Source organism: Bifidobacterium catenulatum PV20-2 (genome assembly GCF_000800455.1).
Lineage (GTDB): Bacteria > Actinomycetota > Actinomycetes > Actinomycetales > Bifidobacteriaceae > Bifidobacterium > Bifidobacterium kashiwanohense_A.
On the sequence record NZ_CP007456.1, the window covers coordinates 1,272,785 to 1,289,646 of the forward strand.

Consider the following 16,862-nt stretch of genomic DNA (forward strand, 5'->3'; position numbering starts at 1 on the left):
ATCTACCCGACGATGTCCTGCGCGGAGACGCTGAAGTCAGAGGAACCGGGAGAATTGAAGGGTGCGGAGAGGAAATAGGTTCGACCGAGCCGTTTCTTCCTCCGGGATGCAAGCGCGAACAACGGTTTGTTGTACCCGCGCTTGGCGAACGGGCCATGCCCTTAGAATGGAATCAGCAAGCGCACAGCGAGGCGCTCGAATCGTTTTCCGATGTCGGGAGGTAGTCATGTCGATCGGTCAGGTTATCAAAGTCGTGCGCGAGGAGCGAGGTCTTACGCAGTCGCAGTTCGCGCACGAGCTGTTCGTCACCCAACAGGCGCTTTCCCGCTGGGAGAAGGGAACGGCAGATCCGAGCATCGACATGATTCGGCTTATCAGCACTCGTTTTGAGGTGCCGATGGCGAGGCTTATGGAGATGCCGGACAACGGTTTTTGCCAAAGTTGCGCCATGCCGTTCTATCGCCCGGAAGACCATGGCACCGAACCGGATGGAACGCGAAGCGGAGATTATTGCAACTACTGCTATGACGACGGCGTTTTTCTTCAGGACTATGCCAATAGCGATGAATTGGTCGCCGCGTGTGCGCCGATGATGGCGGAATCCTGCCATATCAGCGTCGAACAGGCCGAGGATTGCATGTCGGCGCTGCTGCCAAACCTCAAGCGGTGGCGGCGTCAGGACGAGATCGATGCGGTGGCGGAAGGGGAATGAGCGATGGCGTTCGATTATAAGAAGGAGTATAAGGACCTGTATCAGCCGAAGACCATGCCGGCCATCGTCATGGTACCGGCGATGCGGTTCGTCGCGGTGGACGGTGTGGGCGACCCGAACGAAGAAGGCGGCGATTACGCCAAGGCGATGCAACTGCTTTACGGCATTTCGTTCACCGTCAAAATGAGCAAGAAGTCAAAGAACCCGGCCGAGCATATCGACGGGTACTTCGACTACACCGTGCCTCCGCTGGAGGGCTTATGGAGCATGGGGGAGGGTGTGCCCGGCGTCGATTACGCGCACAAAGCCGACTTCCATTGGACTTCGATGATTCGTCTGCCGGAATTCGTGACCGATAAGGTCTTTGCGTGGGCCAAGGCATCGTTTGCCGCCAAACACCCGGAATCCGACGTCGATCGCGCATATCTCTTCGATTTCGATGAAGGCGTGGTCGCGCAGGTCATGCACAAGGGCCCGTACGACGACGAGCCCGCAACCGTGGCGATTCTGGATGACTACGCGCGCTCGCAAGGCTACGAGCTCGACCTCTCCGACGCCCGCCGACATCACGAAATCTACATATCCGATCCGCGCCGAGCAAAACCGGAAAACCTCAAAACCGTCATCCGTCATCCGGTAGTGAAGGTGGGTTGACTTTCAGCGAACTGCTCGAAGCGCTCACCGGGCGGACCATCTTGGCCGAGTTCCTCCGTATGAGGTTTTCGTCACGCGCGGCCTCAAGCGCGTTCTTCAGGACGGACCAAGTGATTGTGGCCGTCTTCGGGCTGTAGCACTTCAGGCCGTCCTGAATGTCGGCCATATCCTTATGGCCCAGCGAGTTGATGCGCCTCGCGCCGGCTATCCTGTTCAGCCGCACGATGGCGTTCTCGTAGCTTCGCCTGCTGTTCGGACGCAGGTTGGCCTCGGCCCGCTCGTGGTACCAAGTCTCCAGCCAGTCCATGAGGCGCGGCGACGGCGAGTTCGGCGTGAAGCCCTTGCGCACGTATGCGTCCAGCTTCATCCTGAGCCTCGCGTTCGCCACCGCCTTGGTCTTGCCTTGGGCCGTGAGCCGCCGCCTGCGCCCGGTGGCCCTGTCGGGCTCTATGTCTATCGCGGCGTGCCAGATTCCATCGGTGCTTCTGTATGTCGAGCCGCCGCCACCCATTGCCATCGTTGGTCTCCCGTCGTGTGAAATGCGTAGCCAAATGCGTAGCCACAACGGGCCACCCAGAGGCATCCACAGTTACCAGTGCGAAATGAAGACCGTTGAAATTAAGCCGTTTCTAAGATTCCCGAATAGTTAGCCGATAATGTACGTTATGTCAGAAAAGTGCGGAAACCTTCGATTGACACTCTTTTCCGTACATAACATCGTTGGATTATGCCAGCACGTCCCCTCTTTAGGGACTTTGCTCGACATAATCCAACGGTATGGCCGGTGGCGTCTTCGCCGCGCTGGACGCCTTTTACGGTCAGCCTTTGATGACCCGTCTGAGTTTTCTTTCCATTTCGCTTTTCATGCCATTTCTGGCCTGCAGATACATAAACACCAGCTCCGCGGCGGTCAGCAAAATCATCAGCGCGGCTGACGGCCATCCTACTTGCTCGTAGAAATGCTGGAATTTTGCTGAAAAGCCAGATTCGAACATCGCATATACCGGGTATGGTAAAGCGCCAATAACCAATGAGGTGAAGTGCAAACCGACAATCGACCAACGTACTGGGTATACGTCTCGCTTGGTTTTTGAGAAGATATTTCCACGAATCGCGGTAATCGAACAAATGTTCACCGCAATGACTGCCGCGACAATCCACAGCAATGCCGGCAGGATATCAAGCATGCGACACTCCCCCTGTTGTAATCTGTCTCTACATATCTACCGTATATCGATGACCATGTAACCCGATTTGGCCTGTTCAACCTATGCGGTATGCGCCAAACCTGTATATTACAGTGAAACCGCGGTGCGTGCCTGCCGCTTCGCATCAAGCTTCTTTTTCATGCGCATCGCAGCGATGTCGTCGACAGAACAGGTCGAGTCCGCAGTGGAAGGCATCGTAGATAAATCGACATACTCCTCGTGTTCAAGAGCATCCCTGATTTGCTTCCACAAGGATCCCATGGATACTCCGAACACCGCCCTACCGCTTTGCAACAGCGCCACCATTTGCTCGCTGTCCGTGCATTCATGCACCTGCTGTCCATCGCACATAATAGTGATGTTCTCCAGCTGCTCAGCAGTGCATTGCACTAGAAAACCGATGGCAGCCGTCACATTCTGCAGATTGATGCCCGCATCAAGCAGTTTTTTCGACACAGCAAGAATCACCACATCCTTGAACGAATACAGTCTACGTGACCCAGACCCATGCGATGGAGTGATAGAAGGCTCCACAATCTGTCTGCGCGCCCAATAATCAAGCTGACGATAAGTGATGCCAGCTACCCTCGACGCCACTGAACCCTTATAGCCACGTATCACCGGCTGCGCATCGCTTGTGGGAAACAACTCCCCCTGTACCGCAGTCGGCACATGCAGATGCAACCGCAGTGTTGGCTCTGCCTCATTCATCGCATTCTCCTACGACATATAAACAGCGCCCATGAGCCTCCGTATGAAGCCCATGGGCGCGAAGCTGCTGTACACAGTTTATCCCGTATCACGCGGATCAACCAGCAATGACAGCCTTGTTATCGAAATAAACCAGACGGAACTTGCCAAGAATGATTTCATCGCCATTCTTAAGTTCCTGCTGATCAACACGCTGACGGTTCACATACGTGCCATTCAAGCTTCCCGCATCGATGACGCAATACCTACCATTCAACCTTCGGAACACCGCGTGGGAACGGGAAACCGTGGAATCATCCAAAAGAATATCGGCGCTTGGATCACGGCCGACGGTAATCTCATCCTCATCGAGAAGATACCGCGACCCCGACACCGCTCCCCTAGTCGAGATCAGCAGCGCCGTGCCGTCGGCAAGACGCATAATGGTTTCAAGGTCCTCCTTCGTCAGAGGACGGTCTCCGGTGGAAGTAACCGGTACAGTTATTGCAGGAAGGCCAATGATGGTCGTTTCACCTGCGCTTGGAATCGGATCAGTCATAGTCGCCATTCTAGTCATTACCCTTGCAAATAGCCGGCATTGAGACCGGCATAGTCACGAATCATACACCGTAAAGCGGGTTTCACCCCTCAGCTTTGTCAATAATCGACACGAACTGGTCGTGCGGCAGCATGTCGTCATAGCTGCGCCAACGGCGTTCCAGCTCACGATTTGCCTCGTCATGCTGCTGTTTACTAAGCTTGGCGTAAGCCCTCAGCTCGTTCGGCCCCATGTCTTTGACCGGCTGATTGAGATTCAATGCTTTGTCATTCACAGACCGCCATTGTAGCCGCACACCCTGAAAGAGTATGAAAAAGCCCGGATACAGCGTGTACACCGGGCTCAAATTCACATTTAAAGATTTATTATTACAAAGAATGATTTCAGCGCTGCTCGTCGATCATTTCCTGCAGTGCCTTGTTGACGGACGGAGAACCGGCCGCCATGGACAGGGCGTTGATGCCGCTGATTTCGAAACCACGCTTGATTGCGGAGAAAATCTGATTCTTGTTCATGTTATTTCCTTAGTACTTGTTTTCCTTGACGCACCTTGCGTCTTACCATCTTCTGTTGTTGACAAGTACCAATATAGCGATTGGTCAGATTGAAATCATTGCCCAACCATTCGTTTTATAGCAAAATCATCGTCTATTCTTGAATTGGGAGCACTGGTCGGAGTGTATGGGACTCGGCCACCGCGTCACTTTGTTGCGTCATCCCACAGCCGTCTCCTTGCATAGAATCAATCTGGGATTTATCCCCACCCATGTATTTCACCGCATAGGAATTGACTGAGGCCTGAACCCGATGTTCGACCAGATCGGCTTCAACGGGTTGGACACTTTGTGAGAACCACCGTTCAGACACGACGGTCTCCCACCATTTCCGACACGCCGGACGAAGGCGCGGAACCCCAGTGAAACCAACAAAAAAAGGCGGCACGTCGTGCCGCCCGATGGTGGGTGATATAGGAATCGAACCTATGACCCCTTCCGTGTGAAGGAAGTGCGCTAGCCGCTGCGCCAATCACCCAATATTGGTTTATATAGGAACTCACGTTCCAGTGGGCGATACAAGATTCGAACTTGTGACCCCTTCCGTGTCAGGGAAGTGCGCTACCTCTGCGCCAACCGCCCAGGTTATTCATCACACCAACTTACGTCAAGCACAATGAGAGGTGGGTACGAGAGTCGAACTCGTCTATACGGCTTTGCAGGCCGCTGCCTAACCGCTTGGCTAACCCACCTTAAAGGTCGATAATCAATCGGAACCTTAGAGCGGACAACGGGACTCGAACCCGCGGTCTCAACCTTGGCAAGGTTGCGCTTTACCAACTAAGCTATGTCCGCATGTGCCCTGCAGTATCACTGCCTGAGCACGAGTATCTACTATAATCACATTTCCGTAATTTGCAAATCAGCGTGTCGCACCTTTTCGGGGCGCACTGTCAGCCCCGAAATACTCTTCGACGGACTGCGCAAGTTGGCTTACGTTATCGATGACTCGGTATGCGCCATGCTCCTTGAGCTCACCCGGCTCAGCATAGCCCCATCCGCAGCCCAAGCAATCCAGACCGCATGCCTTGGCCCCATCGGCATCGGTCCAGCGATCGCCAACCATCAACGCACGATCACCAGCAGCCTCATCAAAATTGATATGCTCAAACGCCCAACGAATCACCTGATCCTTGTCAAGGCGGGAATTATCGGTGCTTGCGCCATAAATGCCGTCGACCATGGCGTCCAAGTGGAAATGCTCACAAATCGGAATGCACTGATACTGCGGTTTGCAACTGGCGATCGCCAGATAATATCCATCAGCACGCAACTTGGCCAGCTGCTCCGGAATACCATCGTAGATGGTGTTGTTTAAACGCCCCGGCACTTTCTGTCCAGGATTGTTGGGATCGTCGAACACAGCCTCATCCGCATAATACCTGCGATAAATAGCAATGCCCTCATCAAGACGATCTTCAGGAATATCGTTGCGCTGCAGGGATTCAATAATCGCTGGACCGATGAATCGCTGCAACTCCTCATCATCCGGAACCGGATACCCCAATTCCTCGAACACCTTGACCACACAGCCGATGATTCCCGGATCGGATTTGGTCAGCGTGCCGTCGAGGTCAAGCAGAACGACTTTCTTGGATTGCCTGGTCTGTTCGGACATGAATTGGTTCTCCCTTTATTCCTATCGATTCGTTTTCGTCGATGTGATATCTGTTGACGCTAACAATTATGCCCAGCCATACTGACTGGGCATAATGTTCAAGTGTCGTTCAACTGCAAGTCACTCGTAGTCTGGGAACCAACCGTCACGATGCATCTGCAGTCGCTTCTCAAGCAGCGTCTTCAGCTCGTCTTCGGTACGACGTTCCAGCAGCATATCCCAGTGCGTACGAGTCGGCTTGGAGATTTCGTCGTCCTCACGATCCTTGTCGCCTTCACGACGCGCGGTCATGCCACAACGGCATTCCCATTCCTCAGGAATCTCCGCGCCCTCAGCGAACGGCAGAATCGTACGGTGCCCTTTAGGGCACACATATGCGACGTCGTTTCGTGCCGCGAAATCCACATTGTCATCGGATTCCAACGACTTTGCGCCGATGCTCATGCCTCGCAGGCTGCGTTCTGCCATATTGCCTTTGCCTCCTTGGGATTGTCTGCTCTTTCTAAGCTACAGAACAGTTCGGACGTGTTTTTTATTCCCTATTCGTCTGCTGATTGCCATTTTAGTCGACGCCAGAGTATGCGACGATACCACGATTAACACGATCGTATGCTTGCCTTGCGATTGATGGCAATGTTCCGGCACGTTCAGCAAGATAAGGTCCGACCACGGCTATCTGTTGAAGCACGTCGGCAAGTCGCTTACAGTTGCGTACGAAGTCTCCGCCAGTCAGCTCAGTGCCATACAACACCTGTGAAAGGCTTTCACCCTGCGCCCACTCGTAGACGATGTCGGTGATGCCGAAATCGAGCTGGCGTGGTTCTTCGAGCATATGATCCTCACATAACATGGCGATCGACGCATGTATGCCTTTAAGCTGTGCGGCACACACTGCCACATTCCCCTGGATGCCTCCGGGATAACGACGCGGCTCTCCTCCGCTTCCCCTGCGGGCTTCGAATACTAGCGATGCGACAACGCTGGCCAATTCACAGGCATTCAATCCGTCGAATGCACCAGCCTCGATCGCTTGGGCCAATACCAAGTCAAGCTCGCTGTACAGATGCCGCAGCAGCTGGCCCCGCTCCGTGAGCTGATAATCGTCATAGCTTGCGGATGCCCGCACCTGCTGAAGATAGCCAAGATCAGCAAGTACCGTGCAGATATGGTCGAACTGACGAGCCACGGAGCCTGTACGTGAATCATAGCGATGCTGCACACGTTCTAATTCACGCGTCTCACGTGCCCAACGATGTCCCCATTTCAAGTGCTTCTGCACGTCTGGACACTTGCGGCACGGGTGGTCACGGTCTTCTTCACGAAGTTTTTTAATGCGTTGGTCAAGCTCCATGAACGCCTGGCTACGGGCTTTCTGCGTGCGGAACACCTCATGCTTAAGCTTGCGGCGTTCGTTCTTCTCCAAATCGCTCAGACGCATCCTCAGACGCATGAATTCTTTGAAATCACCAAACTCACATTGGAAGGCCTGTTCGTACCCTTCCAAAGCCTTGCGCAGGGTTTCCATTTGCGCTTCAAGCTGCCAAGCCGACTCGTTGGCCTCCCACTGCGCGAAGGAATGGTCGAGCGTCACGCGGGCGGTCTCGTAATCGCTGGTATTCAACAGGTTCACAGCCATGTTGAAAGTCGGTCTGAAGCTTGAATGCAACGGATACACGCGCTTGCTGGACAGCGCGGCCGCGGTAGCGGGTACAAAACCATGGTGATCCACCACAACGGCATGTCCAATGGTGTCGATGCCTCGACGTCCTGCGCGACCGGTCAGCTGGGTGAACTCGCCAGGGGTCAAGCCTACGTGTCCAGTGCCATCGAATTTCTCGAGTTTTTCAACCACCACGCAACGCGCCGGCATATTGATGCCCAGTGCCAGCGTTTCTGTTGCGAAAACCATCTTGACCAAGCCCTCTTCAAACAAACGTTCGACAATCTGCCGGAACAATGCGACCATTCCCGCATGGTGTGGGGCAAATCCCTCTTCCAAAGCAAAACGGAATTGCGAGAAATGCAGCGCTTTCAAATCCTCTTGGCTTAGCTGTCCTTCGACCATTTCATCGACGATCCGTCTGATCTTACGTACTTCATCGCTGGTGGTGAGTTCCAAACCGGCATTGATGCATTGGTCGACCGCCTGATCGCAACCATTCCTTGAGAAAATGAAATAGATTCCCGGAAGCATGTCAAGAAAATTCAGTTCATCCACAACAGCCCAACGTCGAGGCGTATGACGTTCGGCTTTGTGGGGACGCTCATTCCACCGTCCGCCTTTGCCTTTGGACCTACGCCTGTCGGGACGCTCCTCTCCTCTGCGGCGTGCCGCCTGACGGTCTAGCTGATCAAGCCTGTTCACCAATTGCGCATTGAGTTTGACCGTCTGTTCACCATTGGCGTCACGGCGGTACAGGTCGATAAGCTCCGGTTCGGTATGGTCGTCCGCCTGCACGAGCACATGCTGTTCCAGTGGTACCGGACGCTTCTCCGATACGACCAGCGTGGTTTTGCCACGGACGGATTCAATCCACTCGGAAAAATCCTCGACATTGGAGACTGTTGCGGAAAGACCGATTATTTTCACGTTCTCCGGCAAGTGGATGATGACTTCTTCCCATACCGGACCTCGGAAACGGTCGGCAAGATAATGCACTTCATCAAGAATCACATAACGAAGCGCTTCAAGCGTTACGGAATGCTCATACAGCATATTGCGCAGCACTTCGGTGGTCATAACCACAATGTTCGCTTCGGAATTGATGGATGTGTCTCCGGTCAGCAATCCAACCTTATCTGCACCGTACTGGGCAACCAGATCATGATACTTCTGATTGCTCAACGCCTTGATTGGCGTGGTATAGAAAGCTTTGACGTTCCGTGTCTGCGCCAAATAGATGGCAAAATCCGCCACGACCGTTTTGCCAGCTCCGGTTGGTGCCGCCACAAGCACATTGTTTCCCGCTTCCAACGCCTCGTTGGCCCGCAACTGAAATTCATCAAGTTCAAACAACATGGATCTGGCGAACTCGACGGCAACAGTGCGCTGTTTGGCCTGCGCCCGTTTGAATGCGGCGTATCGTTGTGCAGGAGACAATTCAGCCTCATTGGTATCCGACGTGCCAGTGCCGTTACTACGGCGACGATGATGGGTCATAATTCCTTACAATTTAGTCAGGTCAATCATTAAAATGACGCCATTGCGCCCACTGTTGGGCATGGCGATTGCGTTTCGCCTCACGCCTTTCGATGACTTCAGCATGGGCATTCGCGTAGCGATCGGCAGCATCCTGCAAAGGCCTAGTGAAAAAGGGCGTGTCGTTCTCGTTTTGGCGAGGAAATAGCTTACCCATCGCGTCAATCCGCTTCGCTGCGCATTCGCCCAGTTTCGCCACATCCTTGAACGCATGGTAACCATGCAGACACGCATAGACAATCCCGGAAACAATCATCATCAGCATGAATAGAACGAGTACTAGCCAAACCCACCAAGGCATAGAACCACTCCCGTCAGTTCTCGTTCTCACGATCGCCAATACTCAACTCATGCTGAGCACGGGCAACGATCATGGTACGCAACGTCTCAGGAGCTACGGCGGTGATATGTCGCGCATGTGCAATACAGAACGCGACATACCAGGAATCGGACGAGACGATCAGATGCACTTTCTCGCCTTCTCCGCACTTTTCGACCGTCGCTCCCGACAATCCGTCGATAAACGACAAATTGTCCTGATTGGTGACGAACACAGCCGGAGTTCCATTATCAAAGCTCCACTTACGCAATTCGGATGCGGGCACATCAGGAATGTCAATCTTTGCAATCGGCTCGACTAATTCAGCCTTCTCAATGCGGGAGATACGTAGCACCTGCCAGATGCGAGGCTTGCCCGTAGCCTTGTTAATCGTGGTGTCTTTCTTCACATACTTGGCCTTATCCGCCGGTGCCTCAGCAGCGACATCAGTCCATACAGCAACGTAGAAAACACCCTCGTCAACGAAGATCTTGTCTGGAGCGACAAGCTTACGCTGGGTTCGTCCTGCGCCATCCGTGTATTCCATGTCAAGCAGCGAACTCCTGGAAATCGCGCTCTTCACGATGGAGAAGTTGCGCGGCTCCATTTCATAGCCAGTCAGGCTCAACCAAGGCATATCCCCCGGCTCAACATGCTGGCGAAGACGGCTGTACAATGATTCGGCCTGCTCGCGAAGCTTGTCCGGCAGCAACGACGAATGCGCGAGATAGCTTACGGATGCGGTAAGCATACTCAGATACTGCTGTGAAATGCCCGCCAAGCGTTCCAAACCAAGCGAATTCGTGGCGGAAACAATGCTTTCCGCGTCAAGCAGCGACCAATCGATATCGAAGAATTGGCTTCCCGCCATCTCCCCATCATCGGAAACCGTGGTCAGCGTGTTGATGTCTTTATGAATGACGTTGACGAACTTCTTCAGCTCATCATCGGACTTAGGTTTGCCGATGAAACGTTCCGCAAGCTCCTCAAGCGAATACTCCTCGCCAAGGTGCGCCGAAAGGAACAGCATCAAACGCAAGCGACGGTCGACTTCGCTACCGGTCTGGAATGCGGAATTCTTCTTCGGACGTCCTTTGCTTTCCTCGACATCGTCATCGTCTGCGCTATTGCGATTGATCTCCATGGCAGCGACGGTGGAACTGTCATCTCCCGTGGATTCGTCGGCAGGCACGAACTGCGTGGCTGCATTCAGGCGACGGTTGAACGCGTCAACGGCTTCCTGCGGACTGACGATGGACGCGCCTGGATGGGACAGCACGAACATGGCCAGGTCATCGGAATCAGTATAGGCGACATTCAGATGCTCGCCATCAACATCCACCGTGGCCGCGAAACGACGCTGGTCGACGACTTTGACCAATTCGTCGGGAATGGACTGGGTTCCCAGTCCAGGAGCGATGGAGTCAAGACCAAGTCCCGGAATAGGCGTTTGAGGAACACGCGGCGCGGTACGAGACGCATGTTGCGTCTCATGCGCAGGAGCCGAGGAAATCGACATGGAACGAGCCAAGTAGTTGGCGGCAGCCAAAATCGGCAGATCCTCATCCCCGAACAGCAGACGAACACGAGGCTCGTCACCAAGCTGCAGACGGTAGGACGCGAAGTCCTGCCCCTCCGACTTGGATGAATATTCCGGCTGCCTTGATTCGATGGCAATGCCCATGGCCGCAAGCTTGGCGCGGTCACGCTGGAATTGCTTGGCAAAAGCTGCCTTCGCCGCCTGATCTGCCAGTTCTCCATAGGAATCGGCATACGCCTTCACGCGCTGAGCAATCTGACGGGAAGTGAGCCATTGCGGAAAAGCTGAGGAAAGCACAGCCAACACATCAAGTTCGTGCTTGCCCCATTTGTCGGAGAAACGACGCCTTCCGTTACTGCCCTCTGCCATTAGTCCTCACGTCTCGTTAACGTTTCATTTTAAGTGCGTAACCAGTATAGGCTTCCGCACACACCTCTCCATGATAGAGGGTTTTCACTCAGATTGTGCCTATTTTACGAAAAAATACAGTTTTTCGTGTTGAGAACATCCCTCGAATCAGACCCAATCGTCAGGTTCCACGCCTTGCGGGCCTACGTATTCGCCGTTCGGAACATAACTCGGCTCGCCGGTGTCAGGCAACCGCGCGTCGCCAAACAGTATTACATCCCTGCCAAAGGTCCAGTCGCCCTCAATATCGACGGAATTTGCCGCGGCGAGCGATGGAACTCCATACGGGAATCTCGTATCGAAATCATGAATGTTTTTGTAGTACCGTGCATCCAAATGGACGTCCGGGAAAATGTAGTTACCGTCCTCCATCTCATACTGGTCCGTCAGATGGAATCGATCAGACCGCATAATGAACAAATCGTCGGTGGTTTTCACTGGCAGGAAACGCATACGGTCCACGCACACGCAAGTGGCACCATCAAACAACGTCACTGCGGCTCCCATGGCCGTTTCCAGCTGAATGACCGGCTCGCTCGTCGGATCAGTGGGATCAACGGTCTTTTTATTACGGATCACTGGCAACGGCAGTACGCCGTCATATGCGGACAGCTTGGCCTTCAAAGCGTCGATCCGCACCCAGATGCTGTTCGTGTTGAAGTACGGGTGTTTTTCAATATTCTGAGCATCGTCTTTGTCATTTGGATGCACCTGACTCATTTCACGCAGCATCAAACGGCCCGTCGCCTTGTCACGCACGATATGGCCGCCCTTGCGGTCGGCGGGAGTGCGCTTGGCGACTTCGATCATGACCGGAGCACCGGTATTTTCGAAATGTTGGGCTAGCGTACGCGAAGGTCGCGCACCGAGATTGTCGGAATTCGAGATGAACAAATACTTGAAACCATGTTCCTCGAGCACGTCTAGCAATCCGGATTCCCAGATGGTTGAAAACAGGTCACCGTGGCCTGGCGGGCACCATTCAAGTTCAGGATTTGCCGAGAAGCTGACAGGAAGGCCCGTTTCCGCGCTGATCTTTGGTTCCTGATGCTGCACAATCTCCAGAGGAATATCCTCCTGATGGAATTTCTTGTTGGCTCTCAGCACCTTCATGGTGTCGTTCGAAGTGCGGAATGAATTCATCAGCGTCAACGGCAGCTCCACACCCAGACGCGTGCGTGCGGTCAGCACCTGGCCGATGATGATGTCGATGAAACGCATCTGACGGGCCTTGTGGCGACGCACGGGCAAGAGAGACTTGGCGCAATCCAGTCCCATGGAGGTGCCAAGCCCACCATTGAGCTTAAGGAATGCGGTTTTTGCGAACGCATCAACGGCTTTGTCGTGGTTGATGGTCTCGTAAACGTCATGGAAGCTTGGCACCCCCACCAACGGTTCCACCTCATCCTCACGAATCCAGCTGCTTGCCTCCTCGTTACGCCAAACCTCATATAGACGCTTGAACTGCGCGATAGCCATATCGGTCATCCCATTTTTCCGCATCTTTGCGGCGGAGTATTCGAATACGTCCTCAGTCAATGTCTTTCCCTTTCGTGCGGGCGCCATATTCTCGTTGTACCTAGGTAATACTACGACATATTTCCCGTAACGGGGGCTTTTGGATGTTAAAAAAGATATTTTTTGACACAAACGACATCTTTACGCACCCTTCATCACGTTTCATTGACTACGCGACACGATGTATTTGAAAAAAACCACAGACTATGCTATGTTTCATTTTCGGTGCTTTTGCATCGTTCGGACCATAGCGCAGTTTGGTAGCGCACTTGACTGGGGGTCAAGGGGTCGCGGGTTCAAATCCCGCTGGTCCGACCCGAGAAACCCGGATTCGTATGATTTCGGGTTTTCTTTTTAAGGTTGTCAGTCTTACACATGCAGGTAAGGGGTGATTGTCTTGAAGTCGAGGGACGCCCAGCCACAGTTTGACGATGTTGATGATCTTGCCCACGTGTTCGACTCTTCCGTGCCTGAAGATGAATGGAAGATTCGCCTGCCCCGGGAACTTGGCGTGGAAGCCAGGGAACGTGCGAAACATGATGGTATCACTCTTACCGAGTTGACACGAAGAGCGCTTAAAAGCGATAACCTGAGTGACACAGCCGACACCATTCGTCCAGGACGAAAGCCAAAGAATACCGATGGGCGCGAACAGCTTGGCGACGAATGGAAAATCAAACTCCCCTATGCCATCGGCAAAATGGCACGAGAACGTGCAACGGAAGAGGGCATATCCTTGAGCTCTCTCGCCCGACGTGCAATCAGCGGATATCTACGCCAAAGAGACGCCGAGGAACAGCCGCTTTTCTAAGACGCCCGGTCAAATAGCGTGCCGCACATTAGCTACACAGATCGGTAGATATTATATTCCTTACAAACATTTCTTGGGGGTGCACGCCACGAATAATGGTGCACACCCCCAAGAAAAAGTGGACTACTTGCGCTTTTTCTTTTCTCGGATGTTCACCGAAATCTGAATCGGGGAACCCTCAAAACCGAACTCCTCACGCAGGCAACGTTCGATGTAACGACGATAACCGTGCTCAAGGAAGCCAGTAGCGAAAATCACGAAGCGCGGTGGACGCGTCGAAGCTTGGGTCGCGAAAAGAATGCGCGGCTGCTTGCCACCACGAAGCGGATGCGGATGCGCAGCCTGGATCTTTCCCAGGAAAGCGTTGAGTTTGCCGGTCGGGATGCGCTTGTCCCACGACTCCAAGGCGCCACGCATAGCTCTAGCCAGACGATTCGTATGCCATCCGGTCTTAGCCGATAGATTCACGCGCTGGGCCCACGTCACGCGGTCAAACTCGGTCTTCCACAAGCGTTCCATGCGCTGGCGATCGAAATCATCCATCAAATCCCACTTGTTGAATACCAAAACAACGCATCGACCAGCATCCACGGCTTGACTCATCACCTTCAGATCCTGATCGGAGATCGGTTGGGAGGCGTCGAACAGCACCAACGCAAGCTCCGAACGCTCAATCGCGGCCTGCGTGCGCAACGACGAGAAATACTCGGCGCCGGACAACTTGTGCAGGCGACGCTTGATTCCGGCGGTATCGATGAACAGCCAATCCTCACCATCAACCGTCACCACCTCATCGACAGGGTCGCGGGTGGTTCCCGCCAGATCGTTGACTACGGTGCGCTCTTCATGTGCCAGCTGGTTCAGCAAGGACGACTTGCCGACGTTCGGACGTCCGACCAGTGCCACACGACGAAGATGCGACGGAGTGAGGAACCCGGAAGTCTTCTCAGCCTTCTTCAACGAATCCAAAGCCGCGTCAAGCAGTTCGCCTATGCCGCGGCCATGCATGGCGGAAATGCCGTATGGCTCCCCCAAACCCATCTTCCAGAATTCGGCGGTCAGATACTCGCTCTCACGATCGTCGACCTTGTTCACCGCAAGCGTGACCGGCTTCCCAGAGGCTCGCAGCATTTTTACGATACGCTCGTCAGTATTGGTAAGTCCAACCTGACCATCCACCACCAGCACCACGGCGTCAGCAAGCTGGACGGCGATCTGCGCCTGCGACGCGATGGCGGATTCGATGCCTTCGACATCGGCTTCCCAGCCACCGGTATCGACCAGCTTGAAATCAGTGCCGGCCCATTCAGCATCGTAGCTCACACGGTCTCGGGTCACGCCTGGAGTATCTTCCACGACGGCTGCACGACGTCCGAGAATACGATTCACCAGCGTGGACTTGCCGACATTCGGACGTCCAACAACGGCAAGCACGCCGACCGGCTTCGGGCCGGACTGGCGTTCGCCACCAACAAAAGACGATCCATCAATCAGCCCTTCATCGCCCTCATCCAACTCATAATCATCAAGATTGGATGCATATTGGCGGTATTGCTGCTCTTCAATGGCGTCATCGACGATGCGTACAAGCATGTCGAGGGTTTCGCCGAAATCCAAATCGGAATTGTCAACGGTCAACACACCTTCCGCTGCGGACATGAAATTCGTGACCTTGGAATCAGCCTTGTCTCGTGCCGCAACATTTTCCGTGCCAACTCCGGAAGCTGACTGCCCTGCTCGACGGGCTTGGCGGACTTCCTCACGAGCGGTAAGCAATACACGCACTTCGGCATCCGGCGCAACGACCGTGGTGATGTCACGGCCTTCGGCAACCACGCCAGCACCTTCGGAAAAGGAATCGGAAGCCGCTTCACGAGCAATATACGCGCGTTGTGCGGCAATAAGCACATGACGAACCGGAATGATGTTCGACACCTTGGACACATGGGAAGACACTTCAGAGGAACGAATCACCTCACTGATGTCTTCGCCATCGGCATACACCTTCGGATCGTCCGGATCGACACTGATATCAAAATGACCTTCGGTGAAGAACTCGCCCACGGTTTCAGTGACTAGCTGTTCGTCGACAGTCTCCGTATCGAGGTCGATACCCTTGTTCATGCACCACCATGCGCAGGCACGATACATGGCTCCGGTATCGAGATAGGCGAAACCGTAATACTTAGCCAGAGCCTTGGACGTGGAAGACTTGCCGACGCCCGCAGGCCCATCAATAGCTACGCGGATCACAGGCCCACCGCCTTGGACAGGGAACGCACCTCAGTCTGCGAAAGCACACGGTACGATCCGGACTTCAGATCGCCAAGTTTGATCGGGCCGATCTGAGTGCGCACCAAGCGCCTGACCGGGAAACCAATCGAGCCGAAGATACGACGAACAATACGATTCTTGCCGGAGTGCAGCACTACCTTGACCAGAGTGCTATCGCGGCTGGCATCAAGAATCGCGCAACGGTCAAGCTTAATCCAACCGTCGTCAAGCTGCACGCCGGTGGTGACCAGTCGGCGGCACACCTGACCGCTGATGCGACCTTCCAACGTGGCAATATAGGTCTTCTCGACCTCATATTTTGGGTGCATGACATGCTGGCTCAACTCGCCGTCGTTCGTCATGAGAATCAGGCCTTCTGAATCGTAATCCAAACGACCCATGTGGAAAATACGGTCATACTTGTCACCGACGATGTCGCTCAGGGTGTAACGTCCCTTCGGATCTTCCATGGCGCTGAGCACGCGCTTCGGCTTGTTCAAGGCAAGCGTGACATGATTGGGGTTCACACGAACACGGGAGCCGTCCACACGGACTTCCTGATGTTTCGGGTCGACGCGAGTCCCCAACTCGGTGACAAGCTCACCGTCGATTTCGACGCGTCCTTCAGTAATGATCTCTTCACATTTGCGACGGGACCCAAAACCTGCCTGAGCAAGAAGCTTCTGCAGGCGGATACCCTCATTGTCATGTGTATGCGCCTTCGCGGCGCGGGAATATGCGTTTGGCATCGTTCTCCCAACGTGGCCGGATAATACTTATAGGGACTGCTGGTACTAT

Annotated in this window: 17 protein-coding genes and 5 tRNA genes; 4 read left to right on the forward strand and 18 right to left on the reverse strand. The window is 54.0% G+C overall.

What is annotated here, in order from left to right:
• Positions 1–226: 226 nt before the first annotated feature.
• On the forward strand, positions 227–712 hold the full coding sequence (locus AH68_RS05640) for a zinc ribbon domain-containing protein (RefSeq protein ID WP_039198398.1): 486 nt from the start codon (positions 227–229) through the stop codon (positions 710–712).
• Positions 713–715: 3 nt separating this feature from the next.
• Positions 716–1,366: a GyrI-like domain-containing protein gene (locus tag AH68_RS05645; protein ID WP_039198400.1), complete on the forward strand. Its 651-nt coding sequence runs from the start codon at positions 716–718 to the stop codon at positions 1,364–1,366.
• On the opposite strand, the gene AH68_RS05650 is transcribed toward AH68_RS05645, so the two are convergent.
• The 16 genes from AH68_RS05650 to AH68_RS05720 form a co-directional block, all read right to left on the reverse strand.
• Positions 1,335–1,883, reverse strand: coding sequence for an integrase (locus AH68_RS05650; protein WP_236682359.1), 549 nt, complete (start codon positions 1,881–1,883; stop codon positions 1,335–1,337). The two genes, AH68_RS05645 and AH68_RS05650, sit on opposite strands and share 32 nt — an antisense overlap.
• A 301-nt stretch (positions 1,884–2,184) precedes the next feature.
• Positions 2,185–2,553 carry a hypothetical protein gene (locus AH68_RS05655; RefSeq protein ID WP_039198401.1) on the reverse strand — a complete coding sequence of 123 codons (369 nt, stop codon included), beginning with the start codon at positions 2,551–2,553 and terminating at the stop codon, positions 2,185–2,187.
• A 108-nt stretch (positions 2,554–2,661) separates the two neighbouring features.
• Positions 2,662–3,285 (reverse strand): MerR family transcriptional regulator, encoded by a 624-nt coding sequence (locus AH68_RS05660; RefSeq protein WP_039198404.1) that lies wholly within the window; start codon positions 3,283–3,285, stop codon positions 2,662–2,664.
• 97 nt (positions 3,286–3,382) lie between these two features.
• Positions 3,383–3,823, reverse strand: a complete 441-nt coding sequence (locus tag AH68_RS05665; RefSeq protein WP_039198406.1) for an FHA domain-containing protein — start codon at positions 3,821–3,823, stop codon at positions 3,383–3,385.
• A gap of 82 nt (positions 3,824–3,905) precedes the next feature.
• Positions 3,906–4,097 (reverse strand): hypothetical protein, encoded by a 192-nt coding sequence (locus AH68_RS05670; protein WP_039198408.1) that lies wholly within the window; start codon positions 4,095–4,097, stop codon positions 3,906–3,908.
• A 109-nt stretch (positions 4,098–4,206) separates the two neighbouring features.
• Entirely contained in the window at positions 4,207–4,338 is a 132-nt protein-coding gene (locus AH68_RS11175; RefSeq protein ID WP_003834774.1) for a hypothetical protein, read from the reverse strand.
• Between the two features lie 441 nt (positions 4,339–4,779).
• Positions 4,780–4,855, reverse strand: a tRNA-Val gene (locus AH68_RS05675).
• 32 nt (positions 4,856–4,887) lie between these two features.
• Positions 4,888–4,959, reverse strand: a tRNA-Val gene (locus AH68_RS05680).
• A gap of 39 nt (positions 4,960–4,998) precedes the next feature.
• Positions 4,999–5,069, reverse strand: a tRNA-Cys gene (locus tag AH68_RS05685).
• A 30-nt stretch (positions 5,070–5,099) separates the two neighbouring features.
• Positions 5,100–5,172, reverse strand: a tRNA-Gly gene (locus AH68_RS05690).
• A 67-nt stretch (positions 5,173–5,239) separates the two neighbouring features.
• A complete protein-coding gene (locus tag AH68_RS05695) occupies positions 5,240–5,995 on the reverse strand; it encodes an HAD hydrolase-like protein (protein ID WP_039198410.1) in 756 nt (251 codons plus the stop codon).
• A 120-nt stretch (positions 5,996–6,115) separates the two neighbouring features.
• The gene (locus AH68_RS05700; RefSeq protein WP_039198413.1) at positions 6,116–6,463 is read right to left on the reverse strand and encodes an RNA polymerase-binding protein RbpA; all 348 of its coding nucleotides are present in this window, start codon (positions 6,461–6,463) and stop codon (positions 6,116–6,118) included.
• Positions 6,464–6,557: 94 nt separating this feature from the next.
• A complete protein-coding gene (locus tag AH68_RS05705; protein WP_039198415.1) occupies positions 6,558–9,155 on the reverse strand; it encodes a DEAD/DEAH box helicase in 2,598 nt (865 codons plus the stop codon).
• Positions 9,156–9,177: 22 nt separating this feature from the next.
• Positions 9,178–9,495, reverse strand: coding sequence for a hypothetical protein (locus AH68_RS05710; protein ID WP_039198416.1), 318 nt, complete (start codon positions 9,493–9,495; stop codon positions 9,178–9,180).
• A 13-nt stretch (positions 9,496–9,508) separates the two neighbouring features.
• Positions 9,509–11,422 (reverse strand): helix-turn-helix transcriptional regulator, encoded by a 1,914-nt coding sequence (locus AH68_RS05715; protein WP_039198419.1) that lies wholly within the window; start codon positions 11,420–11,422, stop codon positions 9,509–9,511.
• 147 nt (positions 11,423–11,569) lie between these two features.
• On the reverse strand, positions 11,570–13,027 hold the full coding sequence (locus AH68_RS05720; protein WP_052189170.1) for a UTP--glucose-1-phosphate uridylyltransferase: 1,458 nt from the start codon (positions 13,025–13,027) through the stop codon (positions 11,570–11,572).
• Between the two features lie 193 nt (positions 13,028–13,220).
• On the opposite strand from AH68_RS05720, the gene AH68_RS05725 reads away from it, so the two are divergent.
• Together AH68_RS05725 and AH68_RS05730 are read left to right on the forward strand one after the other, a co-directional pair.
• Positions 13,221–13,294 (forward strand) — tRNA-Pro (locus AH68_RS05725).
• Positions 13,295–13,367: 73 nt separating this feature from the next.
• Positions 13,368–13,790 carry a hypothetical protein gene (locus tag AH68_RS05730; protein WP_039198421.1) on the forward strand — a complete coding sequence of 141 codons (423 nt, stop codon included), beginning with the start codon at positions 13,368–13,370 and terminating at the stop codon, positions 13,788–13,790.
• Between the two features lie 123 nt (positions 13,791–13,913).
• Here AH68_RS05730 and der read toward each other — a convergent pair whose 3' ends face one another.
• Positions 13,914–16,043: a bifunctional cytidylate kinase/GTPase Der gene (der, locus tag AH68_RS05735; protein ID WP_039198425.1), complete on the reverse strand. Its 2,130-nt coding sequence runs from the start codon at positions 16,041–16,043 to the stop codon at positions 13,914–13,916.
• A complete protein-coding gene (locus tag AH68_RS05740) occupies positions 16,040–16,813 on the reverse strand; it encodes a pseudouridine synthase (RefSeq protein ID WP_033501083.1) in 774 nt (257 codons plus the stop codon). Before AH68_RS05740 ends, der begins: the two co-directional genes overlap by 4 nt.
• Between the last annotated feature and the right edge of the window lie 49 nt (positions 16,814–16,862).

Bases quoted from the DNA above. Each gene is read 5' to 3' on its own strand.
- AH68_RS05640 (WP_039198398.1), top strand. From the start codon at position 227: ATGTCGATCGGTCAGGTTATCAAAGTCGTGCGCGAGGAGCGAGGTCTT.
- AH68_RS05645 (WP_039198400.1), top strand. From the start codon at position 716: ATGGCGTTCGATTATAAGAAGGAGTATAAGGACCTGTATCAGCCGAAG.
- AH68_RS05650 (WP_236682359.1), bottom strand. From the start codon at position 1,883: ATGGCAATGGGTGGCGGCGGCTCGACATACAGAAGCACCGATGGAATC.
- AH68_RS05655 (WP_039198401.1), bottom strand. From the start codon at position 2,553: ATGCTTGATATCCTGCCGGCATTGCTGTGGATTGTCGCGGCAGTCATT.
- AH68_RS05660 (WP_039198404.1), bottom strand. From the start codon at position 3,285: ATGAATGAGGCAGAGCCAACACTGCGGTTGCATCTGCATGTGCCGACT.
- AH68_RS05665 (WP_039198406.1), bottom strand. From the start codon at position 3,823: ATGACTGATCCGATTCCAAGCGCAGGTGAAACGACCATCATTGGCCTT.
- AH68_RS11175 (WP_003834774.1), bottom strand. From the start codon at position 4,338: ATGAACAAGAATCAGATTTTCTCCGCAATCAAGCGTGGTTTCGAAATC.
- AH68_RS05695 (WP_039198410.1), bottom strand. From the start codon at position 5,995: ATGTCCGAACAGACCAGGCAATCCAAGAAAGTCGTTCTGCTTGACCTC.
- AH68_RS05700 (WP_039198413.1), bottom strand. From the start codon at position 6,463: ATGGCAGAACGCAGCCTGCGAGGCATGAGCATCGGCGCAAAGTCGTTG.
- AH68_RS05705 (WP_039198415.1), bottom strand. From the start codon at position 9,155: ATGACCCATCATCGTCGCCGTAGTAACGGCACTGGCACGTCGGATACC.
- AH68_RS05710 (WP_039198416.1), bottom strand. From the start codon at position 9,495: ATGCCTTGGTGGGTTTGGCTAGTACTCGTTCTATTCATGCTGATGATG.
- AH68_RS05715 (WP_039198419.1), bottom strand. From the start codon at position 11,422: ATGGCAGAGGGCAGTAACGGAAGGCGTCGTTTCTCCGACAAATGGGGC.
- AH68_RS05720 (WP_052189170.1), bottom strand. From the start codon at position 13,027: ATGGCGCCCGCACGAAAGGGAAAGACATTGACTGAGGACGTATTCGAA.
- AH68_RS05740 (WP_033501083.1), bottom strand. From the start codon at position 16,813: ATGCCAAACGCATATTCCCGCGCCGCGAAGGCGCATACACATGACAAT.